Here is a 26,233-nt window from a genome sequence, read left to right on the forward strand (position 1 = left end):
ATGAAAAGGCCTTGGCTCAAAGACGAAAGGAGGCGTGGAACTTTAGGTGTAAACGAGAATGATTGTTATCGTTCTGTTACAAGGCGGTATTTACTTGAGCACCACGTCGGCGTTTTCGGCCGTCTTCGGTTTGATCAGGCTAAAGTCGATCAGCGCTTTCTGCTGGCGCTCATAGGGGTTGCCGATCAACAGCGGGCGCGGTTTGAAGCTGTCGCTGACCAGGCTTTTGCTGTGGTCCAGCTCATCGAAATTCAGGCCGGCCAAGTCGGCCCAGGTGTGGATCAGCTGCGAGCTGCTGTAGGGCCGTTGCAGGTCGCCGGCAAATTTCCAGTCGTGGGTTTCGCGCCATTTCGGTGAGGCGTAGGCCATGAACGGGATGGTGTACATCGGCGCCGTCGGCTTGCCTTCGTTGCGGCCCAGGGTGGTGTGGCCGGCGGAGTCGAATACGTCTTCACCGTGGTCCGACAGGTACAGCAGGAAACCGTTGGGGTCGGTCTTGGCGTAGTCCTTGATCAGGCTCGACACCACGAAGTCGTTGTACAGCACCGCGTTGTCGTAGCTGTTGTAGATCGGCAACTGGGCATCGGTGATAGCGTCCGGAACACCCTGGCGATCGGTGAACTTCTCGAAGGTTGGCGGATAGCGGTACTGGTAGCTCATGTGCGTGCCCAGCAGGTGGACCACGATGAGCTTGCGCTCGGCGGGGTCGCTCAGGGCCTTGGCGAATGGCGCCAGCACGTCACCGTCGTATTGGCGGGCGTTCTGGTTGCGGTTGTTGTTCAGGTAGACCTGCTCGTCGGCCTGTTCGGAAAAGGTCGTGAGCATGGTGTTGCGCTTGGTCATGGTCTGCTGGTTGGTGATCCAGAAGGTCTTGTAACCGGCCTGTTTCATCACGCTGACAATCGACGGCGTCTTGAGGTACAGGTCCGGGTTCTCTTCGTCGGCGAAGGTCAACACCTGTTGCAGCGCTTCAATGGTGTAGGGGCGCGGGGTGATGACGTTGTCGAACACGGCCAACTGGTCACGCAGCTTGTCTAGCTCCGGCGTGGTATTGCGCGGGTAGCCATAGAGGCTCATGCGTTGGCGGTTGGTGGACTCGCCGATCACCAGCACCAGGGTCGAAGGCTGGCCGGCCATGCTGTCCTTGAGGTTTTTCAACGGCGGGATCTGGCTGGCGCTGGTCAGCATGCCTTGCATGTTGTCCAGTTGCTCGGTGTAGCGGCGGTAGGCGACGATCATCTGCCACGGCACGGCCGGCTCGATGCGGGTTTCAAAGCGGTCGATGGCCAGTTCCATGGTTTCGCTCGTGGCGATCTGCTTGACCAACGGGTAGCCGACGACGGCCAGCACAATGGCTACCGCTGCCAGTATCGACTGGCCGCGCGGCAGGTAAACCGGGCGCAAGCGCGTCCACAGGAAGATGGCGAAGGCGGTGTGGGCAATGAATGCCAGCACGATCCACCAGGCGAAATATTGGGTGGCGTATTCGCCCGCTTCAGAAATGTTCGACTCGAACATGATGAAGATGACGCTCTGGGAGAATTCCTGCTGATAGATGAAGAAATAACCCAGGCTGGCCATGGAGCAAGCCCACAGCACCACTCCGATCAAGGCGGCCAGCAGGCGAGTACGGCGCGGGAATAACAACATCGGCGCCAACCACAACGCACTCATGAAGAAGGCTTGGCGAAAGCCACTGAAACCGGAAGTGCCGGTCAGTTGAATCAGCAGTTGGGTAATACCCGAGAAGTACCAGAAGAACAGGAACAGCCAACCCAGGCCGGCCCAATCAAAACCTTTCGCAGACGTAGTGCTGCGTTTGAACATCGCCATCCAGCGCTCCAACCCGATAATTTTTCAGCTGACGCGCAGGGACGCACGCAGCAGAGGCCGCCCTTGTGTAAGGCGGCCCTTCGGGCGCGAGTATCGTGAAGGAGATGTGAAAACTTTGTGAGTTTTTTGTAGGAGTTACCTTACAAAACCGCTCAGCAGAGGGCGGGCTGTGTGCTGGAGGGCTGATCCAGCTGGCCTTGCAGGTGCGAGCGCAGGCGCAAGACTTCCTGTTGCAGTTGGTCGCGTTCGGCCTTCAATTGGCGCAACTCGTCGCGACGGATGCTGACGTAGAGGGTCTGTGGCGGGCGGGTCATCTGTGCTGTGCTCATTGCTTACCTCGCAAATAGCCGGTAGATCGCGGTGCCAGAACGCATGATTGGAGGTTCTGGGCATCAGTCGGAAGCAATTCTGGATTCTTTTATGTATCAAGGGAACTTTTTTATTTTTGGCGGTCGTGTGACTTTTGCGACGGTAATGGTGAAATGCTGGCTACTTTTTCTCATGAAACTATACCGATCCGCTCTGAACTAACCCTCATTAGCCTCATTGCGCTATAAACTATGTCACACATTTTTTAGTAGTTAGGAGCATCAGCACATGCAACTGGGGATTATTGGACTAGGCCGCATGGGCGGTAACATTGCGCGGCGCCTGATGCTCAATGGGCATACCACCGTTGTTTACGACCGTAACGAAGCATTTGTCAAAGGCCTGAGCGAAGAGGGCGCCACCGGCGTTGCCGATTTGAAGGCGCTGGTCGCCGGGCTGCAGAAGCCCCGCGCTGTGTGGGTGATGTTGCCGGCAGGCGACCCCACCGAAAACACCATCAATGAACTGAGCGACCTGCTGGACCACGGTGACGTGATCATCGACGGCGGCAACACCAACTACAAGGACGACGTGCGTCGTGCCAAGGCCCTGTCGGAAAAAGGCCTGCACTACGTCGACGTCGGCACCTCGGGCGGCGTCTGGGGCCTGGAGCGTGGCTACTGCATGATGATCGGCGGCGACGCCGCGACCGTGCAGCGCCTTGATCCGATCTTCGCCAGCCTGGCGCCGGGCCTGGGTTCCATCCCGCGTACCAAGGACCGCTCGGCCGCCGCAGACCCCCGCGCCGAGCACGGTTACATTCATGCCGGCCCTGCAGGTTCGGGGCACTTCGTGAAGATGATTCACAACGGTATCGAGTACGGGATGATGCAGGCGTTTGCCGAAGGCTTTGACATCCTCAAGACCAAAAACTCGGAAAACCTCGCCGAAGACCAACGTTTCGACCTGAATGTTGCCGATATCGCCGAAGTCTGGCGTCGTGGCAGCGTGGTGTCGTCCTGGCTGCTGGACCTGACCGCCGACGCCCTGGCCACCGACCCGAAACTCGAGGGCTACTCCGGCTCGGTTGCCGACAGCGGCGAAGGCCGTTGGACCATCGAAGCCGCCATGGAACAAGCCGTGCCGGTGCCGGTGCTGTCCACGTCGTTGTTTGCGCGTTTCCGCTCGCGCCAGCAGAGCACCTACGGTGACAAGATGTTGTCTGCCATGCGCTTTGGCTTCGGTGGTCACGTGGAGACGTCCAAAAAATGACCGCCAACGGCAAGAAACCCAAGGCCGAACCCGCTCCTCCCACCACGCTGTTTCTGTTTGGTGCCCACGGCGACCTGGTCAAGCGCCTGCTTATGCCGGCGCTGTACAACCTGAGTCGTGACGGGCTGCTGGGCGAGGGCCTGCGCATTGTCGGCGTTGATCACAACGCCATCAGCGATGCCGACTTTGCCAAGAAACTCGAGGACTTCATTCGCACCGAAGCCGCGAGCAAGGTCAAGGGCAATGCCGACAACGCACTGGACCCACAGCTGTGGGCGCAGTTGGCCAAAGGTATCAGCTACGTCGAGGGTGATTTCCTCGACGACAGCACCTACGCGGACATCGCCGAAAAAATCGCCGACAGCGGCACCGGCAATGCGGTGTTCTACCTGGCCACCGCGCCGCGCTTCTTCAGTGACGTGGTGCAGCGCCTGGGCAGTGCCGGTTTGTTGACGGAGAGCGACGATCACTTCCGCCGCGTGGTGATCGAAAAGCCGTTCGGTTCCGACCTGGCCACCGCCGAAGCCTTGAACGCCTGTTTGCTCAAGGTGATGAGCGAGAAGCAGATCTATCGCATCGACCATTACCTGGGCAAAGAAACGGTACAGAACATCCTGATCAGCCGTTTCTCCAACGTGCTGTTCGAGGCGTTCTGGAACAACCATTACATCGACCACGTACAGATCACCGCCGCCGAAACCGTCGGCGTGGAAACCCGGGGCAATTTCTTCGAAAAAACCGGTACCCTGCGTGACATGGTGCCCAATCACCTGTTCCAGCTGCTGGCAATGGTCGCCATGGAACCGCCGGCGGCGTTTGGCGCCGACGCTGTGAGGGGTGAAAAGGCCAAGGTGATCGGTGCCGTGCGCCCTTGGTCCGCAGAGGATGCGCGGGCCAATTCGGTGCGTGGCCAGTACAGCGCCGGAGAGATTGGTGGCAAGCCGGTTCCCGGTTATCGCGACGAAGCCAACGTCGCGCCCGACAGCAGCACCGAAACGTTTGTCGCCCTGAAAGTGATGATCGACAACTGGCGCTGGGTGGGTGTGCCGTTCTACCTGCGCACCGGCAAACGCATGAGCATTCGCGATACCGAGATCGTGATCTGCTTCAAGCCGGCGCCTTATGCGCAGTTCCGCGACACCGAAGTGAATGAGCTGCGGCCCACGTTCCTCAAGATCCAGATCCAGCCCAACGAAGGCATGTGGTTCGACCTGCTGGCGAAAAGGCCTGGGCCGACCTTGGACATGGCCAACATTGAGTTGGGGTTTGCCTACGAAGACTTCTTCGAAATGCAGCCGTCGACGGGTTACGAAACCCTGATCTACGACTGCATGACCGGCGACCAGACCCTGTTCCAGCGCGCCGACAACATCGAAAACGGCTGGCGTGCGGTGCAGCCGTTTCTCGATGCGTGGAAGGAAGACGACGGGATCCAGGCCTACAAGGCCGGTGAAGATGGTCCGGCGGCGGCCGATGCGTTGCTGGCCCGCGATGGCCGTGCCTGGCACTCGCTCGGATGAGTGATACTGCGAAGCATCCCATCCGGTTTGTGTTGAGTGATATGGACGGCACTTTGTTGCGCCCGGATCACACCCCGACCCAACGCACCCTTTCAACGGTTCGCGCCTTGCGTGAAGCCGGCGTGTTATTCAGCCTGGCCAGCGGGCGTCCGCCCAAGGCCATGATGCACATGGTCGAAGCGTTTGGCATCGATGTGCCGGTGGCGGGCTTCAATGGCGGCACACTGGTCAACCCTGACGGCAGCGTGCTGGTCGCGCACCGGCTGCCGGCGGAGGCGGCGCTGGTGGCATTGGCGCTGTTTTCCGGCGAGCCGGACGTGGAAGTCTGGCTGTTTGCCGATGGTGAATGGCTGCGGCGCGATCCGCCTGGGCCCATGGTGGCGGTTGAAACCGCGGGCTTGGGTTATGGGCCGCTGGTGGTGGAGAGTTTTGAACCGTACCTGGATCGGGTCGACAAGATCGTCGCCGCCAGTCGCAACACGCAATTATTGATGGAGCTGGAAGCGCAATTGCAGCCCAAGGTGCAGGGCTTGGCCCAGGTCTCGCGTTCGCAACCGATCTACCTGGATGTGACCGCCATGAAAGCCAACAAAGGCGAGGCCTTGAAAGCCTTGGCCGCGCACCTCGGAGTGCCGTTGGCACAGACCGCAGTGATCGGCGATGGTGGCAACGACCCGGCAATGTTTCATGTGGCCGGATTGTCGATTGCCATGGGGCAGGCTGAAGAGCCCGTCAAGCGCCAGGCCGATGTGGTCACCGGCAGCAATCTCGAGGACGGTGCGGCGCAAGCGATCGAGCGGTTTATTCTCAAGGTGCCACACAAAGTGTTCGATACGCCAAGTTAGACCATCGGCGTTTAATACTGAACTTGCGAGCCCTGTCTTTTACAATGCAGTGCTCGCAAGTTGCAGTTTTGGATTACTTCGGCATGGCCCAGGACTGCAACTGGTAGCCATCTTTATCGAGCTCGGCGCGCGCCTGTAACAACAAATCTTCCAGTTGTGCCGGGTCGGTATACGCGCTCGACGACAGTTGTTTAGTGCCGATGCGGGTATTGGTGCGGTCGATGACGCTCAGGCTGAGGGCACCGTTGCCATCGTGCCAGGCCACGCACTGGAAGGGTTGGAAAGCACGGTCTGCGATCAAAAGAGCTTCGTTGATGCGGAGCGGGGCGTTCATGTGGGTCTTCTCTCTAAATGCCCAATCAAGTGAGTGCCGTCGGCTGGGCTGACCGTGCGGCGAGTTACTTGTACTGATGCGCGATGGCGGGGTACGGGTCACATGTTAGAGCAACAATTTTCAACTTTCCGTGATTGGCGTCATGTAAGCGGCTGTTTTGAAAGCTGAATACGCGATTCGGCAGGTACAACTTTTTTGCCGGGATGTGACGGTCGAGTGGCTTTTTGCCAAGACATATAGCAAAACGATACAAGGCAACTGTCAAGATTTTGATACTGTAACTCCCGGGCGTCACAAACCTTTGTTTATAAATAACTTTAGCAATTCTGGCGCCAAGGAATAGTCATGATTGTTACACCTGTGCAGCGCCGCTTGCTCGTGGTCGACCCCTGTGATGACTGCTATGAGTTGTTACCGGGTTTGCGTGCGGCGGGGTGGGAGGTGGACAGTTGTACGTTGGCGGCCGTGGGTGAGCGATCCTGCGATGTCGGCTTGCTGCGCTTGCAGCCGTATCACCTGGAGCGGCCCGAAGCCGTCAAGGAACTGATCAGCCGCAGCGGCACCGAGTGGATCGCGGTGCTCACCCAAGAAGTGTTGCGCTTGCAGAACGTCGGCGATTTTGTCTGCGAATGGTTTTTTGACTTCCATACCTTGCCGTTCGATGTGTCCAGGGTGCAGGTCACCCTCGGCCGCGCCTTTGGCATGGCACGGCTGCGGGGCAAGGGCTACACCGCGGTGGACGAGCCCGAACATGAACTGCTGGGCGACAGCCGACCGATCCGCGAGCTGCGCAAGTTATTGTCCAAATTGGCGCCCACCGAGTCCCCGGTCCTGATCCGCGGCGACAGCGGCACCGGCAAAGAGCTGGTGGCCAAAACCCTGCACCGCCAATCCCAGCGCCATGCCAAGCCGTTTGTCGCGATCAACTGCGGCGCGATCCCGGAACACCTGATCCAATCCGAACTGTTTGGCCACGAAAAGGGCGCGTTTACCGGCGCCCACCAGCGTAAGGTCGGGCGGATTGAAGCGGCCAATGGCGGCACGTTGTTTCTTGATGAGATCGGCGATTTGCCGATGGAGCTGCAGGCCAACCTGCTGCGATTCCTGCAGGAAAAACAGATCGAACGCGTCGGCGGCAGCCAGCCGATCCCGGTGGATGTGCGAGTGCTGGCGGCGACCCACGTCGACCTGGAAGCGGCCGTTGCGAAGGGTACGTTTCGTGAAGACTTGTATTACCGTTTGAATGTGCTGCAAGTGGTCACGGCGCCGTTGCGCGAGCGCCACGGTGACGTCGCCATGCTGGCCAACCACTTTGCGCGCTTCTACAGCCAGGAAACCGGGCGCCGCCCCCGCAGCTTCAGCGAAGACGCCCTGGTGGCCATGGGGCACCACCCTTGGCCGGGCAATGTGCGTGAGCTGGCCAACCGCGTGCGCCGAGGCCTGGTGCTGGCCGAAGGGCGGCAAATCGAAGCCGTTGATCTGGGTTTGCAGAGTCAGCAGGCAATTTCGTCGCCGATGGCTACACTGGAAGACTATAAACACCGCGCCGAACGCCAGGCGCTGTGCGATGTGCTCAACCGGCACAGCGACAACCTGAGTGTCGCGGCCCGTGTGCTGGGGATTTCCCGGCCGACGTTCTACCGGTTGTTGCACAAACACCAGATCCGCTAGGGCGGGTAAACCGAAAAGCCCCGCAACGACCCTTATCGTTGCGGGGCTTTTCCCTGTGCGCGGTTTAGAAGTAGTACGGGAATTTCAGGCTGAAGGTGAAGTCCGGCGCATCATCCGTCATGCCAATGGCCAGGTTCGGCACGATCGTCAGGTTATCCGACGCCGCGATGGTCATGCCCACGTTGAAGTAACCGGCGTTGGCATCGCTGGAGACCACCGATTGCCAATCCCCGCCGCTTTGCTTGACCTTGCTCTTGCGTTGCACGAGGTCGGACACCGAGAACGACATACTCATTTTCTCGTTGAGGGCGAAGGCGACACCGACCCCTAACTGGAAGCTGTCGCCCAGACTGACCTTGCCGGGGATTTTCTGGTTGACGTTGGGGCTGATGTCGCTGAACGAATCTTCGAAGTTATGGGTGTAGGACAGCGAGCCGAACAGCACCGCCGGGTCGAAGGTCTTGACCAGGGAGATACCTGGCGTCACCGACCACACGCCGTTACCGGTCGGCAGGGTTTCCGGCACGGCGAGGTTGGTGTTGGTCGGCGATTCGATCAGCTTGATGCCATAAGGATCTTTGCCGGTAGGGGCCTTGACCCGTAACGACACCACTGCATCCGGCAGGCTTGCGCTCTCGTCGAGGAATTTATACGCAATGCCGAAGTTCACGTCGCCGATGGTCGGGTCGCGGGTAACCGAGCCTTCCGAGGTGGTGTTGGCGCTGCCGCCCGCACCGCCGGACTGGTAGGTCGACTCGCGATACACCACTGGCACGTTCACGTCGAACTGCCAACGGTTGTCCAGGTTGTAGCGCCCGGTCAGGTCCACGGTCCAGCTGTCGGACTTGATCCGGTCCAGGTTGATATTGCCGAGGAAGATCGAATCCAGCGCCAGAAAGCCGTTAAGGGATAACTGGCGTGCGTCATAGCGCGCATAGGTGACGCCGGTTTCAAAGCTGAACTTGCCATTGCCGAAGAAGCCACTGGCCTCGTTGTACAAGTTGCTCACGCTTTGTGCCGGCGCCGAGTCATCCTTCAGGCTTTGCCCATAGGAACTGCCACCGCCGGCGCCGCCCGATGCTGCCGCCGCGCCCACCCCAGGCGTGTTGCCTGCCACGGTGGTGCCGCCTTTTCTCAAGTCGGCAGGCGACTTGACCAAGCGTCTAGGGGCGGGTGTTGCGGGTTGGTCTTCTACCTGTCGAACGCGTTGCTCCAATACTGCCAGTGCTTTTTGCTGCACTTCATAACGTTGCTTGAGCTCCAGAAGTTCCTGTTTCAAGGTTTCAATATCGGTGTCCGGTGCGGCATATAGCGCGGACGCCGGCAGGAGCGTACTCAAACAAATCACGGCACGTAACGATAACGATCGATGCATGAAATAAGCCGTCCCATTCCTAATGCGTAAGTGTCGTGGCTCAGCGTAGTTCAATAACCGGAAGGGCGAAGGCCTTTGAGTTGATCTAGGTTAAGATTTTGCGTGATATTGTTCAGACCACTGTTTCCCAGCACCACATTGAGTTGGGTCAGATTGTTCACGAAGTTGCTGTTCCCTTGGATGACCGTGCCTTGCAGGACGTTGCCGCCGCCAATTTGCTGCACGACGTTGCCTTGATTGTTGCTGGCCAGCAGCGCCATCTGCAGGCCGCCGTTCTTGGCGCTCACCGTGACCTGGCCAGCGGCAGTGCTGCCGGTAATCGGCTGGCCGGCCAGTAACGCCTGGCCTGACTGGACATAGTTGGCCGGAGTCAAGCCGTCTTTGGTGACGTTGATGTCAACGCCGTTGGTGGCTGTGTTGCCATCACCCGCTGTGCGGACGCTTTGAACCACGCCCTGGCCGGTGCCGAGGCCGGAGCCACCGACGACGGTGCCGGTGCCGGTAGGCTGCTGGGTCGTGCCGTTGCCATCGCTGCCGGTAATCTGCACGTAAAATTGCGGCGTAATGGTGGTGGAGTTGACTTGCATGTTGGCAGTGCCGGTCACGGTTGCACCGGCGGCGTTGGTCCAGGTACTGCTCATCACAATGCCAAAGCTGACAATCCGCCCCGGCATCACATAGCGGCCGCGCAACTCGGCCATTTCCGAATCCTTGAGTTCAATCGGCTTGAACGCCGATGAAGCATAAACAGGTGCTGAGGCTGCCAGGCACATGACTGTCAGCCAACGGAGAGTATTCATCGTTTGCTCCTGGAGCTTCCTACCCCTTATTGCGCTTCTATCTAGAAGAAGTCGCTCTGGATAAAACCGAAGTCCATCAATTCGCTGTCGCGCACCGGGCTGAACTCGTTCAGCTTGTTCTTGGCAGTCAGTGGCGTGGGTGGGTCGAGCAAGGCGTTGGCCTTGTCGTAGCCGTCACCCAGTACGGCGAAGACGATGCCGTTCCAGCCCTTGATGAAATCGTCCTTGGCATAACGCTTGTGACCCAGCACGGGATCGCCGATATACACCCAGTCTTTGTCGGCGCGCTGCAACACCACGAAGTGCTTGTAGCCGCGAATATCAAGCAGCACGACGACCGGCACTTTGACCGTGATCAGCACTTCCGGAGTGATCCGGTAGCCCCTGGCGCGCATGTGGATGCTTTCCAGGTAGCGCTTCATGTCGAGCATGGAGAAGCCCTGGGTACGCACCAGATCCTGGTCGGCGTTGGCCAGCATGCCCTTGATGACGTGATCTTCATCCACGTCCATCCAATAGGCTTGGCGCAGGATGGTCGCCAGTGCGGCGGCCCCGCAGCTGAAATCGGTTTTCTGTTCCACCAGGTTGGCGAACTTGCGCTCACGGATGCTCTCGACCTTTTTGTAGATCAACCCACCGCCGGGCATGACCACGGCCATTTGCCCTGCCCAGGTTGGGCCGGTGAGTGCTAACAGCAGGCAGAAGGCGACGAGGCGCATGATCGTATGACCTGTTGGACACTGGAAATAAAAAGGGCCTTGTTGCCAAGGCCCGATCTGGATCAGAAGCGAGTGACTGCTACGTTGTTCTGAGCTTGGTTGTTGCTGCCAGACAGGGTGTTGGAGCCCACGATGCCGGAAGCGTGGTTGAACGAGCTGTTCACGCTCGCGTTGTTGGTAACAGGCTTGGTGCTCCAGCCGTGGCCGCTGCTGAGGTTGACGCTCAGGTTGCCCGACACGTCCTGTACGGCATTGACGGTTGCGCCGCCAGCGTTGCCATTGCCCGAGGCGATTGCAGTGCTGTTGCTACCTTGGTTCGAAGTGCCCGAGGCCACTGTGGATTGAATGATGCCCGAACCGTAGTTGCCGCTGTCGTTGACGGAGGCGTTGTTTTTGGTGCCGCCGTTGATCACCAGGTTGCCGCTGTTGGATTGAGCGGAGTTGACGGTTGCAAACACGAAGTCTGCATCGCCGGAGCCGATCGCAACGTCGTTTTTACCTTGGTTGTTGTCACCGCTCAGGGTGTTGTTGCCGACCACACCGCTGTAGTTATTCAGCGAGTCGTTGACCGAAGCGTTGTTTTTGGTTTTGTCGTTGAGCACGACGTTACCGTGGTTGCTTTGGCCGTCGTTGGCGGTCACGGCCAGCGTGGTAGGCGCAGGCTGTGGATGATGATAAGTCTCACCCGCTTGAGCAGCAACAGCCATGAGAGCAGCGAGAGCGAAAGCCAGTGGTTTAAGAGCCATTGTAGGTTTCATGGTGTATCTCCTTGCTTCTATTTAGTTGGTTAAGTGTTGGTGCGGTGTAGCTGGCGACTCAGCTCCATCAGTTGAGTCGGACATTCAGGGTGTTAGCCACTCGGTTCCCCACCCCGGCGCTCTGGTTGACCTGTACCACTCCACGGCTGCCGGTGAAGGCCTGGTCGCTGGTAACGACCTGGCGGCTGCCAGTGATAGGGTTCAACCCTGAGTCTGTTGCAAGTGCAACGTTCTGTTGCGACATGACACTGTCGTCGATGCTCTGCGGGCCAGCGTTGATGCTGATTCGCACGGCATTGATCATCTGGTTCTGGGCCCCGGCCGACTGGTTGACACTCAGTACACCGTTGCCATTGCTGAAGGAGGTGCCGTGGATCGCCGCTTTGGCATCCATGGCGCGGTCTGCGGCAGCGCCGCTGATTTTTTGCGTGATGGCGATGTTCGCCTGGGCGTTGTGGCCCACCGCGATCGCGACGTTGTTGCTCAGTTGTTGCTGGTCGCCTGCGGCCTGGTTGAGCGTCACGACGCCGTTGTATTGCTTGGCAGAGTTATCAATCGTCGCGTTGTTGCTGCTGTCGGCCATTGCCGCCGTGCAGCCCAGTACCGCGAGGAGCATCCAGGAAGCCTTCATTTCATTGCCCCCCCGATCATGCCGCCGATATTGCTCACCGGGGCCAGGCCGCGGGATACCGCGCCGTTGACCGTACCGGCGATACCGCCGCCGCCATGGCCGGCTGCGCTGCCTGCGCCTAGGCCGATGCTATTGGTGTTGGTCAAGCCGGCCAGGTCGCCATTGGGCATGATGTTGCGAGTGATGCTGACGCCACTGCTCACACTGGAGAAGTCGTTGTCGCTGAGTTCGCTGTTGGCGGCGCGAGAGATAACTGCGGACTGGTTGGCGTTGACTGTGCTGGGGTTTGGATCGGTGCCGCGTGTCCGACCTATTGCATAAGGTTGGACCTGGCGTTGAATCACGATCACACCATCGCCTGCCGCGAGCACTGGAAGGCTCACGCCGGTACTCAGTACACAGCTGATCAGCAGGAGGCTCAATGAGCCTGGATTATGCGTGTCCACGGCAGTATTCCTTATTCACCGCGCTGACCCTAAACAGCGCTGTAAGGGATAGAGCAGAAGGCGTGCCGCTTTCAATTTATTATTGTTAATCAAATAGTTATGAAGCTTAGCAGGCTAAGTGATGGCCATACTGTTTCAGCGTTGATACAGCCGGCCGACGCCGGCCGGCAATTTCCGATACGCCTGGCGCGCAGGCGGTGAGTTCGGGAGCCTGTATCAGCGCTGTAACACTTCGTGTAACAAAACCGGGAGTTCGCGCCGGTCGGGCCGTTCAGGGCAGGGAGGTGTTTCAAAAATGGACACTGCGGGCGCAATCAGGCCCGCAGGGACAGGCAGAAGCCTCAGCCCTTGGGCGCTTTACGTGGGATGGAGTTGAGGACGGGATTGCCATCCTGGTTCTGGGTCAGGTAGACCGGCAAAACCTTGGGCAGGGAGGGGACGAGGTTGTTGACCTCGCTGATGTTATAGATGCCGCCGATGCGGATCGTTCCGGTGCCGATATCGGCCAGCATCACCGGTTTGTTCAGGTAGCGGTTGATCAACGGTAACGCGTCGGCCAGGGCCAGGTTGTCCAGGACCAATTTGCCCTGGCGCCAGGCGAGGGCGCTGTCGTTGGGGTTGATCGGGCGCACGCTTGGGGTGGCATCGCCTGGTTGATAGCTGGCTTGCATGCCTGGAGTCAGCGGCACGCTGCCGTGTGCCGGGTCGCTGGAAATCTGCACCGAGCCTTCGAGCAGCATCACCCGCACCTGATTTTCGTATTTCCACACGTTGAATTGGGTGCCGGTCACGCGCACCTGTCCTTCTCCGGCCTTGACGACAAACGGATGGGTGCTGTCATGGCTGACCTTGAAAAACGCCTCGCCCTTGCTCAGTGTGACCCGGCGCTGGTCCTTGTAATCGGCGTAGACCAGTTCGGTGCCCAGGTTGAGCTCAACCTGGCTGCCATCGGCCAGGGTGACCTGGCGCAGGCCATTGCTGGCCTCGAACCGTTCATAGGCAGTCGGCAACCAGCCCGCTTCCCAGCCGGTGAACGCCGCCAGGGGCAGCGCGGCCAAGCACACTGCGGCAGCCACCGCGTAATCGCGCAGCCGGCGACGCGGTCTGAACGGCGCTACGAGCGGCGCATGGCGTGGCAAGTGATCGGCCACGTCCCAGATTTCCAGCATCGCCGCGTATTCGAAGGCATGCAGCGGATGAGCATCGTGCCATTGTTGAAAGGCCTGTCGTTCGTCCGCCGTGCAATCACTTGCATGCAAGCGCATGCACCAATGCGCGGCGGCGTCGGTGATGGCGTCATATTCGGCTTCTAAAGCAGACTTTTCGGTCATTAATTCATCCTGATTTCCCACATTCTAACCTCCCGAGACCGAGGGCGAGAACAGCCTTCATGGCAATTGCGCATCAATTGAACTTTTATTCTCGTTGGGGCACGCCCAAACAGGCTGGTGACGGAGTTGCGACACACCGTAATGGACGGCGAAGCGCGTCAGGCAGTAGATAACTCAAGCGCCCGTTGACAGCAGGCACGGGAGGCGTTGTTTAATCGTCGGTCTGGATTCTTGTTGTCTCTTCCAATTACAAAATCGGAGCTACAGATGTCTGCCCAGTCCCCGAGAGTTGACGATTCTTCAGCGTTCATCGGTTTCAACGACCTGGTGGGGTTGCTGCACGCGGTGTTTGTGAAGCACGGCACGTCGCCGCAAGTGGCGCAGATCCTCGCGCACAATTGCGCCAGCGCCGAGCGCGACGGCGCCCACAGCCATGGCATCTTTCGGATGCCCGGATATATCAGCACGCTGGAGAGCGGCTGGGTCGATGGCAAGGCCACGCCGGTGGTCACGGATGTCGCTTCCGGCTTCGTGCGGGTCGACGCCGCGAATGGCTTCGCCCAACCGGCGTTGGCGGCGGCCCGTGCGTTGCTGGTGGACAAGGCCCGCAGCGCCGGTATTGCGTTGCTGGCGATACACAACTCCCATCACTTCGCCGCGCTGTGGCCGGATGTCGAACCCTTCGCCGAGCAAGGCCTGGTGGCGCTGAGCGTGGTCAACAGCATGACCTGCGTGGTGCCCCATGGCGCCGATCGCCCGCTGTTCGGTACCAACCCGATCGCGTTTGCCGCGCCACGGGCGGACGGCGCGCCGATTGTGTTCGACCTGGCCACCAGCGCCATCGCCCATGGTGACGTGCAGATTGCTGCGCGCAACGGCGAGCGCCTGCCGCCGGGCATGGGCGTCGACAGCCTGGGCCAGCCGACCCAGGACCCCAAGGCCATCCTCGAAGGCGGTGCGTTGTTGCCGTTCGGCGGGCACAAGGGCTCGGCGCTGTCGATGATGGTCGAGTTGCTGGCCGCGGCCCTGACCGGCGGCAACTTCTCGTTTGAGTTCAACTGGGCCGATCACCCTGGCGCCCGCACGCCGTGGACCGGCCAGTTGTTGATCCTGATCGACCCGAGCAAAACCGCCGGGCAAAACTTCGCCGAGCGCAGCCAGGAACTGGTGCGGCAGATGCACGCGGTGGGGTTGCGGCGGTTGCCGGGGGATCGACGTCATCGCACGCGGGCGAAGTCGTTGGCGGCAGGCATTGAAGTGGACGCGCAGGCGTTGAATCAACTACGTGAGTGGGCCGTCTGATAACCCGCGTAGCCGCTACCTCGCCAGGGTTCGGCAGTGGCTACGCAAGGCCTACAGTATTAGTTGCGACGACCGAGCAGCAGGCCGACCACCAGGCCAAAGCCTGCCGAGATCGCCACGGTCTGCCACGGGTGACCGCCGATGTAGGTTTCGGTGGCATCCACCACCGGCTTGCTGCGCTCGCGCACATTGGACACCGAATCGAGCGCTTGCTTGAGCTTGATAGCGACCTGCTCGCGCAGCGTTTCACCTTCTTCGCCGACCAGGGAAGCACTGTTTTTGAGCAGTTTGTCCGACTCTTCGATCAGTGCAGTCAGTTCGCTGAACGCTTGATCCTTGATTTGATCTTCGACGACTTGGGCGGCAGATTTACGGGCCATTGTGTGACTCCTTGCAGGTAAATGTGACAGTGAACAATGGAGTGTCGGGCGGCGGCAAAAGTTGCAGTTTTTTGCCGGCCGGCGTGGGTATGCGAAATCCGAATCAGGAAACTTAGACCTACAGTGTAAGATGTCACCTATTTGTGCAGCAGGAAATTCAACATGAGCTTCAATCTCGCCAACAAGACCCTCGCCGAACGCGCCGAGCTGGAAGATGAAAAGTCCCGTCTCTACGACCTGTGGCAAAGCAACCTGGGCAAGGCCAAGGGCGAAGCCGCGCGCCTGTTCGGCGAGCGCGCCAAACGCAAGGGCAAGTGGGCCGAATGGGTTCGCGCGGAACTCGACGGCATGTCGCCGCCGGAGTTCTCCAACATGGTGCGCAGCGAAGTCAACAAGCTGATGGCGGCGGCGAAGTAAAGCTGGCGACAATCGCCTCGCGCACTTTCAGCAACATCGGATCAAGCTGAGCCTGAGTGCGCCAGCCCAGTTCCACCGGGTAGCGCGGCAGCGCCAGCGGGCACGGCAGAACCTGCAAGCCGGTCATGCCGGCGATGGCTTCGGCGGCGTGCCCGGGAATGGTCGCCACCGCCTGGCTGCCCTTGAGCAGAAACGGCAACGCGGCGAAGTGGCTGGTGGAGGCACATACCTGGCGGCTCAGCCCTTGTGCCGCCAGCCCTTCATCGGTGATCCCGATAAAACCGCCGGATGACACCAGCACATGCTCGCGGCTAACGAACGCGTGCAGGTCGATGCATTGCTGGCCTGGCGCCAGGCTGTGCGGGTCGACCAGGCAGCGGTAATCACCTTCTCCCAGCACCTGCCGGCTTAGGCGGCGTTCGGCAAAGCCGCCGGCGGTAATCGCCAGGTCGAGGCTGCGGTCGAGCAGGGCGGCGGCGACGATCTGGCTGTGGGTCTGACGGAAAATTACACGCAATTTCGGCAACCGCTGGGCAATTTCCGCCATCAGGCGGCGGCCGTAGGCAATCTCGAAGTCGTCGGATAAACCCAGCACCACGGAGCGTCCCTGATACTGCTGGGTGTCCGGGTGGGTCATCGCCAGGCTCTGTCGGCAGCGGTCCAACGCCTCACTGATCACCGGCTTCAACTGGTTGGCCCGCAAGGTCGGCGCCAGGCCACGGCCGGTTCGCACGAACAGTTGGTCGCCATACACCTCGCGCAAACGCCGCAGGCCCGCGCTGATTGCCGATTGGGTGACGCCCAGGCGCAACGCTGCGCGGCTGGCGCTGGATTCGTCGTGCAGGGCTTCGAAGGTTTTCAGCAGGTTGAGGTCGACTTGGGTGATATTTATCTGGCTCATATCATTCAGCACTGAGGTGGGCTTTATTCATGATCCGGGCTGGCTGGAGAATGGGCAACCCCTCATTGTTCGGAGTGATCCTGATGCCTGTTTCTATTGTGGCCGCCTTGCAAATCGGTTCCTTGCCCGGCGGCAAGGCTGACACCCTGGCGCAAATCCTGGCCTATGAAGAGCCGATCCTGCGCAGTGGCGCGCAATTGGTGGTGATGCCCGAGGCGCTGCTGGGCGGTTATCCCAAAGGCGAAGGCTTCGGCACGCAACTCGGTTATCGCCTGCCCGAAGGTCGCGAAGCCTTTGCGCGATATTTTGCCAACGCCATCGACGTGCCCGGCGCCGAAACCGAAGCGTTGGCCGGTTTGTCGGCGCGCACCGGTGCCAGCCTGGTCCTGGGCGTGATCGAGCGCAGCGCCAGCACCTTGTATTGCACCATGCTGTACTTCGAGCCGGCGCACGGCCTGGTGGCCAAGCACCGCAAGCTGATGCCCACCGGCACCGAGCGGCTGATCTGGGGCAAGGGCGATGGGTCCACACTGCCGGTGATCGACGCGGCGGTCGGGCGCATCGGCGGCGCGGTGTGCTGGGAAAACATGATGCCCCTGCTGCGAACGGCGATGTACGCCAAGGGCGTGCAGGTGTGGTGTGCGCCCACGGTGGATGAGCGCGAGATGTGGCAGGTGAGCATGCGTCACATTGCCCACGAGAGCCGCTGTTTTGTGGTCAGTGCGTGCCAGGTGCAGGCATCGCCCGCGGCGCTGGGCGTTGAGGTTGCCAACTGGCCTTCAGATCGTCCGTTGATTGCAGGCGGCAGTGTGATTGTCGGCCCTATGGGCGACATCCTGGCTGGGCCGCTGCTGGGTGAGGCCGGGCTCTTGAGCGCGCAGATCAATACCGACGATCTGGTGCGCGCACGGTATGACTATGACGTGGTGGGGCATTACGCCCGGCCGGATGTTTTCGAGCTGGTGGTCGATGAGCGGGCCAAGCCGGGCGTGCGCTACATCACGGACTGAGTGCGGTAAAACCGGTGGGAGTCAGCCTACTCCCACCGGTTGATATCTATCGCTTGAAAGAGCGGCGATCCAGCCACTCTTCACGGGTCATTTCCCAGATGTCCCGTGGAAAAATGCCCTCGACAAACTCACCTTCGTCGGCGCGCTTTGCAGGCGGATCGCCCAATGCCATTCCTCGCCCCGGGCCATGGCGGGCAACGCGATGTGTTCCAGGTAGTGACGCGCGCCGTCAGCCGGGTAGGGCCACGGCACCAGGGTATTGAGATAACGCACCACTTCCCAATGGGGGAACTGTTGCTGGATGCCCTCGGCATCGTCGAGCGTCAGCGGGCGCAGAATCAGGCGTTGGGTGACCAAGGTCGGTTGCATGGGGGGTTACCAAGTGGCGGTATTCGGCAGGTCCAGTGTTCCACGATCGACAAACCGCATGGTGCCGAACAGCCCACCGGCCAATTTGCCGCGCAATACGTAGGGCAGGTTGTTCAAACTCTGGGTCTGGCTCAGGCCGAGGGTTTGCCGCAACACGGAAAACGCTGAAACGCTGACCGGCACCATCAGAACCGTCTCGGAAAAGCGTGGGATGCTTCCGCGCTGATCACTCACCCCCGACGCCAGCGGCCGGCCATTGACCTCCAGGTCCAGGGCCACGCCGTTGTAGTCGATTGCCGTTTCATTGGGGTTCTGCACCCGCAGCTTCACGGCGAAGCGCACTTCCAGGTCCTGGCTTTGCAGCGGCTCGATGCCCACCACGTTGATAGTGACCGGGTCGCGATTGGGGAACAGGGCGCAAGCGCTCAAGGTCAGCAGCAGTATCGATAGAACCATGAGCTTACGCATACGAAGGTGCTCCTAGTGCGTGACGTCCGGGTCTTGCATCACTTTGAGGGTTGAGGACTCCGGATCAAATTCATCTTCTTCCAGTTCTAAGAACTCTTCCGGCAGGAAAATGTTCAGCAGGATTGCACAGAACGCGCCTACGGTGATCGGCGATTCGAAGATGTTGTGCAGCGCCTTGGGCAGGTCGCGCAACACTTCCGGCACGGCGGCGACACCCAGGCCCATGCCCAGGGAGATCGCCACGATCAGCATATTGCGGCGGTGCAGGCCGGCTTCGGCGAGGATCTTGATCCCCGCCACGGCGACGGTGCCGAACATGATCAGCGTCGCGCCGCCCAATACCGGCTTGGGCATCAGTTGCAGCACCGCGCCGATCATCGGGAACAGCCCCAGCAGCACCAGCAGGCCGGCAATGAAGTACGCCACATAACGGCTGGCTACGCCGGTGAGTTGGATCACGCCGTTGTTCTGGGCGAACGTTACCATCGGCAGGCTGTTGAAGGTCGCGGCCATCGCCGAGTTGAGGCCGTCCGCCAGCAGGCCGGACTTGATGCGCTTGATGTACAGCGGGCCCTTGACCGGCTGTTGGGAAATCATCGAGTTGGCCGTCAGATCACCGGCGGCCTCCAGGGGCGAAATCAGGAAGATCACCGCCACCGGGATAAACGCCACCCAGTCGAACGAGAAGCCATACTTGAACGGCACCGGCACGCTGATCAACGGCACCTGGGGCAAGGCCGCCATATCCACACGGCCCAGCCACCAGGCCACGATGAAGCCCAGGGTCAGGCCGATCACGATCGAACCCAGGCGCAGGAACGGGTTGTTGAAGCGGTTGAGTACCACGATGGTGAGCAGCACCAGCGCGGCCAGCCCCATATTGCTCGCGGCGCCGAGGTTGTCGGCGCCGAAGCCGCCGGCCATGTCGGTGACTGCCACCTTGATCAGCGACAAGCCCATCAGGGTGATGATGGTGCCGGTCACCACCGGGGTGATCAGCTTGCGCAACTTGCCGATGAACTGGCTGAGCACGACTTCGATAAACGCCGCGAAAAAACAGATGCCGAAGATCGTCGAGAGAATCTCATCGGTGCCGCCACCCCGGGCCTTGACCATGAACCCGGCACTGAGAATCACGCTGATAAACGAAAAACTGGTGCCCTGCAGGCACAACAACCCCGAACCGATCGGGCCGAACGTGCGCGCCTGCACAAAAGTGCCGAGCCCCGACACGAACAAGGCCATGCTCACCAGGTACGGCACCTCGCTTTCCAGGCCCAGCACGCCGCCGACGATCAGCGTAGGGGTGATGATGCCGACAAAACTCGCCAACACATGCTGCAAGGCGGCAAACATTGCGGCAGAGAAGTGCGGACGGTCTTCCAGGCCATAGATCAGGTCGGATTTATAGCGCGGGCGCGGGGCTTGAGCGTCAGACAAAATGCGGGCTCTGGACAGAAAATGGAGGCGCAGGATGCCAGAAACCGGAGATCGTCAGAAGTGTAAAAAAATATTTATGGAGGCCCTGCGAAAACCGCTGGGCCTGCCGATATCTTTTATAGGCCCACCCAACAATGACAACAAGTGGTGACCAAGGTCAGAGCAGCGTGTTGACGCCAGCTGATCAATCCGCTGCAGGGATGCGCGCAGACACTCCTTCTTGAGAATACCTCTATGTCTCTTCGTCATCTGAATATTGCCCCTCGAGCGTCTCTCGGTTTCGCATTCATTGCGTTGTTGGTGGTTGTATTGGGAGTGTTTGCAGTCAACCGCATGACGCTGATCCGTCAGGCGTCGGTGGATATGAGCAGCAACCAACTGCCCAGCGTGGCCTACTTGGGCAGCCTCACGGAAAACGTGTTGCGCATGCGTATCTTGTCGTTTCGCGTGCTGGTCAACCGTGAACCGGCCGCGTTGCAAGAGGCGCAAACGCGCATCGCCGCACTGATCGACAAGGTCAGAGCCGCCCAGGCCGGTTACTCAGCGTTACCTTCCGTGCCTGAGGAAGCGGCCCTGTACAAGACGTTTGTCGGCACCTTGGACAACTACCTGACGGCCCAGGCCGAGATGCTGGCCCTGTCCCAGCAAAACAAGGTCGATGAGATGCGCGACTTGATCAATACCCGGATCAAGAACGGCACCGATCAGATGGGCGAGCAGTTGAACAAGCTGATCGCCCTCAACTCCGCTGGCGCCAAGCAGGCCAACGAGCAGGCCGGACGCAGCTATGACAGCGCGATCAGCGGGATCGTCGTGGTGGCCGTGGCCGCCGCCTTGCTCACGGTACTGTTGGCCTGGTTGCTGACCCGCAGCATCGTCACGCCGCTGCGCAAAGCCGTGGAAGTGGCGCAAACCATTGCCGGCGGCGACTTGAGCAAAGTCATTGAAGACGATGGCAAGGATGAACCGGCGCGTTTGATCAGTGCGTTGTCGGCCATGCAAACCAACTTGCGCCAGACCATCCAGCACATCGCCGGTTCGGCCACGCAATTGGCCTCGGCGGCGGAAGAGTTGAGCGCCGTCACCGAAGAAGCCTCCAAAGGCTTGCAGCAACAAAACAACGAAATCGACCAGGCCGCCACGGCCGTCAATGAGATGACCGCTGCCGTGGAAGAGGTGGCGCGGAACGCCGTGTCCACCTCCGAAGCCTCCACGCAGTCCAACCAGGCGGCACGGGAAGGCCGCGACCGGGTGGTTGAGACCGTCGGCGCGATCCAGACCATGACCCAGGATGTGCAAAACACCTCGTTGCTGATCGAAGGTCTGGCCACTCAGGGGCGCGACATCGGTAAGGTCCTCGACGTGATCCGGGCGATTGCCGAGCAGACCAACCTGCTGGCGCTCAACGCGGCGATCGAAGCCGCCCGTGCCGGTGAAGCCGGGCGCGGCTTCGCGGTGGTGGCCGACGAGGTGCGGGCCCTGGCCCATCGCACCGCGCAGTCGACCCAGGAAATCGAGAAAATGGTCGCCGGTATCCAGAACGGCACCGGTGAAGCCGTGCAATCCATGCAACAGAGCAACCAGCGCACCCATAACACCCTGGAAATGGCCCGCGCGGCCGGCGTGGCTCTGGAGCAGATCACTCAGTCGATCAGCCTGATCAACGAGCGCAACCTGGTGATCGCCAGCGCCTCGGAAGAACAGGCCCAGGTGTCCCGTGAAGTAGACCGCAACCTGGTCAACATCCGTGACCTGGCGACCCAGTCGGCGGCGGGCGCCAACCAGACCAGCGCGGCCAGCCATGAGCTGTCGCGCCTGGCGGTGGATTTGAATGCGATGGTGGCCAGGTTCGTTATCTGAGCCACTTTGCAGTGCAATCCCAATGTGGGAGGGAGCTTGCTCCCGATAGCAATGGGTCAGTCAACTCATCTACTGACTGATCCAGCACCATCGGGAGCAAGCTCCCTCCCACATTTGCTCTGTGTGGTGTCAGAAGCTATTGCATCCAGGCGCCTGGATTCACCAGGTTTTTCGGCTTCTGACCGGCGAGCGCCGCGAGCAGATTATCCACCGCGCACTCGGCCATCGCTTCCCGCGTCTCATGGGTCGCCGAGCCGATATGCGGCGTGGCCACCACATTGTTCAAGCGCAGCAACGGCGAGTCGTGGGGCAGCGGCTCGCGCTCGAACACATCCAGCCCCGCCGCGCGAATCGTGCGCTGCTGCAAGGCCTCGACCAGCGCGGCTTCATCCACCACCTTGCCGCGGGAGATATTGATAAAGATCGTCTCCGGGCCCATCAGGGCGAATTCTTGCGCGCCGATCAACCGCTCGGTTTCGGCGGTGAGCGGCAGTGTCAGGCAGACGAAGTCTGCTTGTTGCAGCAAGTCGTTCAGGCGACGGTACTGCGCGCCGAACCGTTCTTCCACCTGTGGCTTGGGCGAGTGACTGTGGTAGAGCACCGGCATGCCGAAGCCGAAATGCCCGCGCTGGGCCAGCGCTTCACCAATGCGGCCCATGCCGATGATGCCCAGGGTCTTGCCATGCACGTCGCTGCCGAAATGCGCCGGGCCGATGTTCTTGTGCCACTGGCCGGCACGCACCATATCGGCCAGTTCGACCACCCGGCGTGCGGTGGCGAGGATCAGCGCGAAACCGGTGTCGGCGGTGGTTTCGGTCAGCACATCGGGCGTGTTGCTGAGCAGGATGCCGCGCCGGGTCAGGTACTCGATGTCGTAGTTGTCGACGCCGACGGACACGCTGGCCACCGCCTCCAGTTGCGGTGCCAGGTCCAGCAACGCGGCGTCCAGGCGCAGGCTCGCGCCCAGCAACCCATGGGCGCCGGGGAGGGCGTCGCGCAGTTTGGCCAGGCCGGGCGGGTCGAGCGCGTCGATCAGCGTGACCTCGGCGTGCTCATGCAGCCGGGCCATCAGCGGCGCGGAGAGTTTTTTGTACAGAACGACAGACTTTTTCATCAGGTCTTCACCTTTAATTCGAGGGACTGCAACGGCGCGCGCTCGCGGTCGCTGGCGCCGGGCTTGAGGAACATCGTCAGCACCACCGAAACCATCAACGCGCCGCTCATCAACAGGTAAGAGGCGCCGGGGGAACCGGTGCTGCTATTGAGGTAACCCACCAGGTACGAACCGCCGAACGAACCGAGCGCGCCCATGCTGTTGATCAACGCCATGGCGCCGCCGGCGACGTTGGCCGGCAGGATCTCCGGGACAATCGCGAAAAACGGTCCATAGGGCGCGTACATGCACGCGCCGGCAATCACCAGCAGGGTGTAGGACCACCAGAAATGTTCGGCGCCGAGCACGTAGGACGCATAGAAAGCGATAGAGGCGATCAACAACGGCGGCCACACAAACCGCTTACGTTTTTGCAGCTTGTCCGAACCCCACGACACCACCAGCATGCCGATCACCGCCGCGAGGTACGGCAGCGCCGACAACCAGCCGGCCTCGACCATGTCCATCTGCAAGCCGGCCTTGAGGATCGACGGCAGCCACAGCACAAAGCCGTACACGCCGATGCTCCAGCAGAAGAACTGCAGCGCGAGGATGATCACCTTGGGCGAGCGAAACGCTTCGGCGTAGTTCTTCACCGCTTTGATCCCCACCTGTTCGGCGGCGAGGGCGGTTTCCAGCTGGTGCTTTTCGCTGTCGCTCAACCACTGGGCATCCTTGGGCCGCTCATCGGCCAGGCGCCACCAGATAAATGCCCACAGCACCGCCGGCAGGCCTTCGACGATGAACATCCAACGCCAGCTGAAATGCTGCACCAGGTAGCCGGACACCACCGACATCCACAGCATGGTCACCGGGTTGCCGAGGATCAGGAACGTATTGGCCCGCGAGCGTTCGGCACGGGTGAACCAGTGGCACAGGTACACCAGCATCGCCGGCATCACCGCCGCTTCGACCACGCCGAGCATGAAGCGAATGGCGACCAGCATGTAGGCGTTGGACACCACGCCGGTCAGGGTGGCCAGGCCGCCCCAGAGGATCAGGCTGACGAAAATCAACTTCTTCACGCTGCGCTTTTGCGCGTAGATCGCGCCCGGCACCTGGAAGAAAAAGTAACCGAGGAAGAACAGTGCGCCGAGCAGGGACGACATGCCGGGTGTGATCATCAGGTCTTCAGCCATGCCGCTGGCGGCGGCGAAACCGTAGTTGGCGCGGTCCAGGTACGCCAGGCTGTAGGTGATAAAGACGATGGGCATGATGTACCACCAACGGCGGGTGGCGAGTTTCAAGGTATCCATGGGGTTGCTCCTGAGCTTGTTGTAGTTGTGGCAACAGGGAGTGGGTCAAGCAACGGATCGGGTCGGCAGCTCCGTGCGTGTGGGTAAGCCTTCCATATCGCCGCGGCTCTGCACGGCACGGCTGCCGATCCAGTTGCCGCGGTGTACCGCCTCGGGGAAGCTGAGGTTTTCCAGCAGGGCGCTGATCATGCCGACGGCAAAGCCATCACCGGCGCCGACGGTGTCGACCACTTTGTCCACGCTCACGGCGGCGACAAAGCCTTGGTCCAGTTGGGTGCGGTAATACGCGCCGTCCGGGCCGAGCTTGATGGCCACGGCTTCGGCGCCCTGGTCCAGGTAAAACGCGGCGATGTCCGCCGGGTCGTCGAAACCGGTAAGCAGGCGACCTTCGCTCAAGCCCGGCAAGACCCAATCGGCCAAGCCTGCGAGGGCGTTGATCTCGCGGATCATCTGCTGCTGGCTGGGCCACAGCGCCGGGCGCAGGTTCGGGTCGAACGACACGCTGCGCCCGGCCTTGCGCATTTGCGTCATCAGCTCGCGGGACAACTCGCCGGTGGCCTTGGACAAGGCCGGCGGGATGCCGGTGGCGTGCAGGTGGCGCGCCTGCAGCAGCGCCGGGCTGATGGCTGCGATGGATAAGTGACTGGCCGCCGAGCCCTTGCGGAAGTACTCGACCTGGGGATCATCGCCGGCTTCTTCGCGGGACTTGAGCTGAAAACCGGTGGGGTGCAGCGGGTCGACCGCCACGTGCCGGCAATCCAGGCCTTGTTGCTTGAGCGTGTCGAGCACAAAGCGGCCCAGGGAGTCGTTGCCCACCCGGCTCAGCCAGGCGACGTTGAAGCCCAGGCGCGACAGGCCGATGGCGACATTGCTGTCGGCCCCGGCGATGCGTTTGTGGAAGTGGCCCACCTGGGCCAGGTCGCCGCTCTGTTCGGCGACAAACATCGCCATGGTTTCGCCGAACGACAGGATATCGATCTCAGACATGGGCGTACTCCGCACGGGGTTGGCCAAGCAGGGCGAGGGTGGCGACCTGCTGGGCGGTGACTTCGACCAGGTCGTCGCCTTGCAGCGGGAATTCCACCGCCCGGGTAATACCTTGAGTCATGTGGCCCAGCAGTTGTTCCCACAGATGCAGGTCGGTGGCGCCGGGCGGCAGTGCCACCAGCTTGCCGTCCGCGCGACGCGCCACGGCCTTGCAGTGCAGGTAGTCGACATGCCGGCCGAGCAGGCGCGCGGCGGTGAGCGCGGACTGGTCCTGCCAGTGCCAGTTACCGATATCGAACGTCATCTTCACCGGCAGGCCAAGGCGCTCGACTTCGCTGAAGAAACGTTGCAGCGGTTCGATGCGACCGCCATGCAGGGTCTGGTCGTTTTCCACCAGCAACTTGACCGGGTGGCGGTTGAGCAGGGCGTGCAGGCTGTGCAGGTCGTTGGTGTCGGTGAAGTAGCCGAGGGAGACTTTCAGCCAGCGCGCACCAAAGGCCTGGGCGCGATCAAGGGTGGCGGCGAGCTCGGCATTCGGCTGGGCGCGGCCGGCGACCCACAGTTCCAGCGGCGAAGAGAACACGCACTCCAGGCCTTGTTCGGCCGCCGCCCGGGCCAGTTGTGCCGGTTGTTCAATGGTCAGCAGCTCTTCGCGCCACTCGATGCGCCGGGCACCGGCCGCCGCCAGCAGGGCGACAAAACTCAATTGGCCCTGCTGGCGGACGAGGTCGGCGCCGTAGCTGGAAAGGCTGATGGAGACGGGGTATTCATGCATGATTGTGTACCTCTGAAACCGGTTTCATTTTTCTGCGCAACCTATTGAATTGACGCCCGCGAGGGCTCGAC

At 60.9% G+C, this 26,233-nt stretch carries 26 protein-coding genes and 1 pseudogene; 8 read left to right on the forward strand and 19 right to left on the reverse strand.

The window, feature by feature from the left end; genetic code table 11:
* Positions 1 to 90 precede the first annotated feature (90 nt).
* Both TU80_RS20205 and TU80_RS32750 read right to left on the reverse strand, forming a co-directional pair.
* A complete protein-coding gene (locus TU80_RS20205) occupies positions 91 to 1,833 on the reverse strand; it encodes a phosphoethanolamine transferase CptA (RefSeq protein ID WP_046383159.1) in 1,743 nt (580 codons plus the stop codon).
* Between the two features lie 152 nt (positions 1,834 to 1,985).
* Positions 1,986 to 2,162: a DUF6026 family protein gene (locus TU80_RS32750; RefSeq protein WP_155678519.1), complete on the reverse strand. Its 177-nt coding sequence runs from the start codon at positions 2,160 to 2,162 to the stop codon at positions 1,986 to 1,988.
* 268 nt (positions 2,163 to 2,430) lie between these two features.
* Between TU80_RS32750 and gnd the strand changes: the two genes are divergently transcribed.
* Genes gnd through TU80_RS20220 form a run of 3 tightly spaced genes read left to right on the forward strand, consistent with a single transcriptional unit; the run spans position 2,431 to position 5,779 of the window.
* The gene (gene gnd / locus TU80_RS20210) at positions 2,431 to 3,414 is read left to right on the forward strand and encodes a phosphogluconate dehydrogenase (NAD(+)-dependent, decarboxylating) (RefSeq protein ID WP_017848384.1); all 984 of its coding nucleotides are present in this window, start codon (positions 2,431 to 2,433) and stop codon (positions 3,412 to 3,414) included.
* Entirely contained in the window at positions 3,411 to 4,934 is a 1,524-nt protein-coding gene (gene zwf, locus TU80_RS20215; RefSeq protein ID WP_046483711.1) for a glucose-6-phosphate dehydrogenase, read from the forward strand. Before gnd ends, zwf begins: the two co-directional genes overlap by 4 nt.
* Positions 4,931 to 5,779: a Cof-type HAD-IIB family hydrolase gene (locus TU80_RS20220; protein ID WP_057005230.1), complete on the forward strand. Its 849-nt coding sequence runs from the start codon at positions 4,931 to 4,933 to the stop codon at positions 5,777 to 5,779. The genes zwf and TU80_RS20220 overlap by 4 nt, the downstream gene beginning before the upstream one ends.
* Positions 5,780 to 5,852: 73 nt before the next feature.
* Here the strand turns inward: TU80_RS20220 and TU80_RS20225 are convergent, their stop codons facing one another.
* Positions 5,853 to 6,113, reverse strand: coding sequence for a hypothetical protein (locus TU80_RS20225; protein WP_017848387.1), 261 nt, complete (start codon positions 6,111 to 6,113; stop codon positions 5,853 to 5,855).
* Between the two features lie 345 nt (positions 6,114 to 6,458).
* Between TU80_RS20225 and TU80_RS20230 the strand changes: the two genes are divergently transcribed.
* Positions 6,459 to 7,784, forward strand: a complete 1,326-nt coding sequence (locus tag TU80_RS20230) for a sigma-54 dependent transcriptional regulator (protein WP_046383162.1) — start codon at positions 6,459 to 6,461, stop codon at positions 7,782 to 7,784.
* 64 nt (positions 7,785 to 7,848) lie between these two features.
* On the opposite strand, the gene TU80_RS20235 is transcribed toward TU80_RS20230, so the two are convergent.
* From TU80_RS20235 to TU80_RS20265, 7 genes are all read right to left on the reverse strand, one after another.
* Positions 7,849 to 9,159, reverse strand: a complete 1,311-nt coding sequence (locus TU80_RS20235; protein WP_057005231.1) for a hypothetical protein — start codon at positions 9,157 to 9,159, stop codon at positions 7,849 to 7,851.
* Between the two features lie 50 nt (positions 9,160 to 9,209).
* Positions 9,210 to 9,959 (reverse strand): hypothetical protein, encoded by a 750-nt coding sequence (locus tag TU80_RS20240; protein WP_057005232.1) that lies wholly within the window; start codon positions 9,957 to 9,959, stop codon positions 9,210 to 9,212.
* 41 nt (positions 9,960 to 10,000) lie between these two features.
* Positions 10,001 to 10,678: a C39 family peptidase gene (locus TU80_RS20245; protein WP_057005233.1), complete on the reverse strand. Its 678-nt coding sequence runs from the start codon at positions 10,676 to 10,678 to the stop codon at positions 10,001 to 10,003.
* A gap of 62 nt (positions 10,679 to 10,740) precedes the next feature.
* Positions 10,741 to 11,436, reverse strand: coding sequence for a hypothetical protein (locus TU80_RS20250; protein WP_057005234.1), 696 nt, complete (start codon positions 11,434 to 11,436; stop codon positions 10,741 to 10,743).
* Between the two features lie 67 nt (positions 11,437 to 11,503).
* On the reverse strand, positions 11,504 to 12,067 hold the full coding sequence (locus TU80_RS20255) for a hypothetical protein (protein ID WP_057005235.1): 564 nt from the start codon (positions 12,065 to 12,067) through the stop codon (positions 11,504 to 11,506).
* The gene (locus TU80_RS20260) at positions 12,064 to 12,513 is read right to left on the reverse strand and encodes a hypothetical protein (RefSeq protein WP_057005236.1); all 450 of its coding nucleotides are present in this window, start codon (positions 12,511 to 12,513) and stop codon (positions 12,064 to 12,066) included. Before TU80_RS20260 ends, TU80_RS20255 begins: the two co-directional genes overlap by 4 nt.
* 341 nt (positions 12,514 to 12,854) lie before the next feature.
* Positions 12,855 to 13,844, reverse strand: a complete 990-nt coding sequence (locus tag TU80_RS20265; RefSeq protein ID WP_046383165.1) for a FecR family protein — start codon at positions 13,842 to 13,844, stop codon at positions 12,855 to 12,857.
* A gap of 267 nt (positions 13,845 to 14,111) precedes the next feature.
* Between TU80_RS20265 and TU80_RS20270 the strand changes: the two genes are divergently transcribed.
* Entirely contained in the window at positions 14,112 to 15,146 is a 1,035-nt protein-coding gene (locus TU80_RS20270; protein WP_057005237.1) for an Ldh family oxidoreductase, read from the forward strand.
* Between the two features lie 59 nt (positions 15,147 to 15,205).
* Here the strand turns inward: TU80_RS20270 and TU80_RS20275 are convergent, their stop codons facing one another.
* The gene (locus tag TU80_RS20275; RefSeq protein WP_017848397.1) at positions 15,206 to 15,526 is read right to left on the reverse strand and encodes an ElaB/YgaM/YqjD family protein; all 321 of its coding nucleotides are present in this window, start codon (positions 15,524 to 15,526) and stop codon (positions 15,206 to 15,208) included.
* Between the two features lie 162 nt (positions 15,527 to 15,688).
* Between TU80_RS20275 and TU80_RS20280 the strand changes: the two genes are divergently transcribed.
* The gene (locus TU80_RS20280; protein WP_017848398.1) at positions 15,689 to 15,943 is read left to right on the forward strand and encodes a hypothetical protein; all 255 of its coding nucleotides are present in this window, start codon (positions 15,689 to 15,691) and stop codon (positions 15,941 to 15,943) included.
* Here TU80_RS20280 and TU80_RS20285 read toward each other — a convergent pair.
* Positions 15,915 to 16,844 (reverse strand): LysR family transcriptional regulator, encoded by a 930-nt coding sequence (locus TU80_RS20285; protein WP_079443641.1) that lies wholly within the window; start codon positions 16,842 to 16,844, stop codon positions 15,915 to 15,917. The genes TU80_RS20280 and TU80_RS20285 overlap by 29 nt on opposite strands.
* Positions 16,845 to 16,927: 83 nt before the next feature.
* Between TU80_RS20285 and TU80_RS20290 the strand changes: the two genes are divergently transcribed.
* On the forward strand, positions 16,928 to 17,854 hold the full coding sequence (locus TU80_RS20290) for a carbon-nitrogen hydrolase family protein (RefSeq protein WP_026140204.1): 927 nt from the start codon (positions 16,928 to 16,930) through the stop codon (positions 17,852 to 17,854).
* A gap of 138 nt (positions 17,855 to 17,992) precedes the next feature.
* On the opposite strand, the pseudogene TU80_RS20295 reads toward TU80_RS20290, so the two are convergent.
* The 3 genes and pseudogenes from TU80_RS20295 to TU80_RS20305 all read right to left on the reverse strand — a co-directional run.
* Positions 17,993 to 18,223, reverse strand: a pseudogene (locus TU80_RS20295) (GNAT family N-acetyltransferase); the annotation flags it as partial.
* Between the two features lie 6 nt (positions 18,224 to 18,229).
* On the reverse strand, positions 18,230 to 18,691 hold the full coding sequence (locus tag TU80_RS20300; RefSeq protein WP_017848402.1) for an LEA/WHy family protein: 462 nt from the start codon (positions 18,689 to 18,691) through the stop codon (positions 18,230 to 18,232).
* Positions 18,692 to 18,703: 12 nt separating this feature from the next.
* Positions 18,704 to 20,131 (reverse strand): nucleobase:cation symporter-2 family protein, encoded by a 1,428-nt coding sequence (locus TU80_RS20305; RefSeq protein ID WP_046383168.1) that lies wholly within the window; start codon positions 20,129 to 20,131, stop codon positions 18,704 to 18,706.
* 234 nt (positions 20,132 to 20,365) lie between these two features.
* Here TU80_RS20305 and TU80_RS20310 point away from each other — a divergent pair, with 234 nt between their 5' ends.
* Positions 20,366 to 21,991 carry a methyl-accepting chemotaxis protein gene (locus tag TU80_RS20310; RefSeq protein ID WP_057005238.1) on the forward strand — a complete coding sequence of 542 codons (1,626 nt, stop codon included), beginning with the start codon at positions 20,366 to 20,368 and terminating at the stop codon, positions 21,989 to 21,991.
* 136 nt (positions 21,992 to 22,127) lie between these two features.
* Here TU80_RS20310 and TU80_RS20315 read toward each other — a convergent pair whose 3' ends face one another.
* From TU80_RS20315 to TU80_RS20330, 4 genes are read right to left on the reverse strand one after another with little or no spacing between them, the layout of a single operon-like run.
* Positions 22,128 to 23,105, reverse strand: a complete 978-nt coding sequence (locus TU80_RS20315; protein ID WP_046383170.1) for an NAD(P)-dependent oxidoreductase — start codon at positions 23,103 to 23,105, stop codon at positions 22,128 to 22,130.
* Complete coding sequence (locus tag TU80_RS20320) at positions 23,105 to 24,400, reverse strand: MFS transporter (RefSeq protein WP_017848406.1); 1,296 nt, start codon at positions 24,398 to 24,400, stop codon at positions 23,105 to 23,107. Before TU80_RS20320 ends, TU80_RS20315 begins: the two co-directional genes overlap by 1 nt.
* A gap of 45 nt (positions 24,401 to 24,445) precedes the next feature.
* Positions 24,446 to 25,387, reverse strand: coding sequence for a sugar kinase (locus TU80_RS20325; RefSeq protein WP_046383172.1), 942 nt, complete (start codon positions 25,385 to 25,387; stop codon positions 24,446 to 24,448).
* The gene (locus TU80_RS20330; RefSeq protein ID WP_057005239.1) at positions 25,380 to 26,162 is read right to left on the reverse strand and encodes a sugar phosphate isomerase/epimerase family protein; all 783 of its coding nucleotides are present in this window, start codon (positions 26,160 to 26,162) and stop codon (positions 25,380 to 25,382) included. The genes TU80_RS20325 and TU80_RS20330 overlap by 8 nt, the downstream gene beginning before the upstream one ends.
* Between the last annotated feature and the right edge of the window lie 71 nt (positions 26,163 to 26,233).

It is taken from the genome of Pseudomonas veronii, assembly GCF_001439695.1.
GTDB classification, from domain to species: domain Bacteria; phylum Pseudomonadota; class Gammaproteobacteria; order Pseudomonadales; family Pseudomonadaceae; genus Aquipseudomonas; species Aquipseudomonas veronii.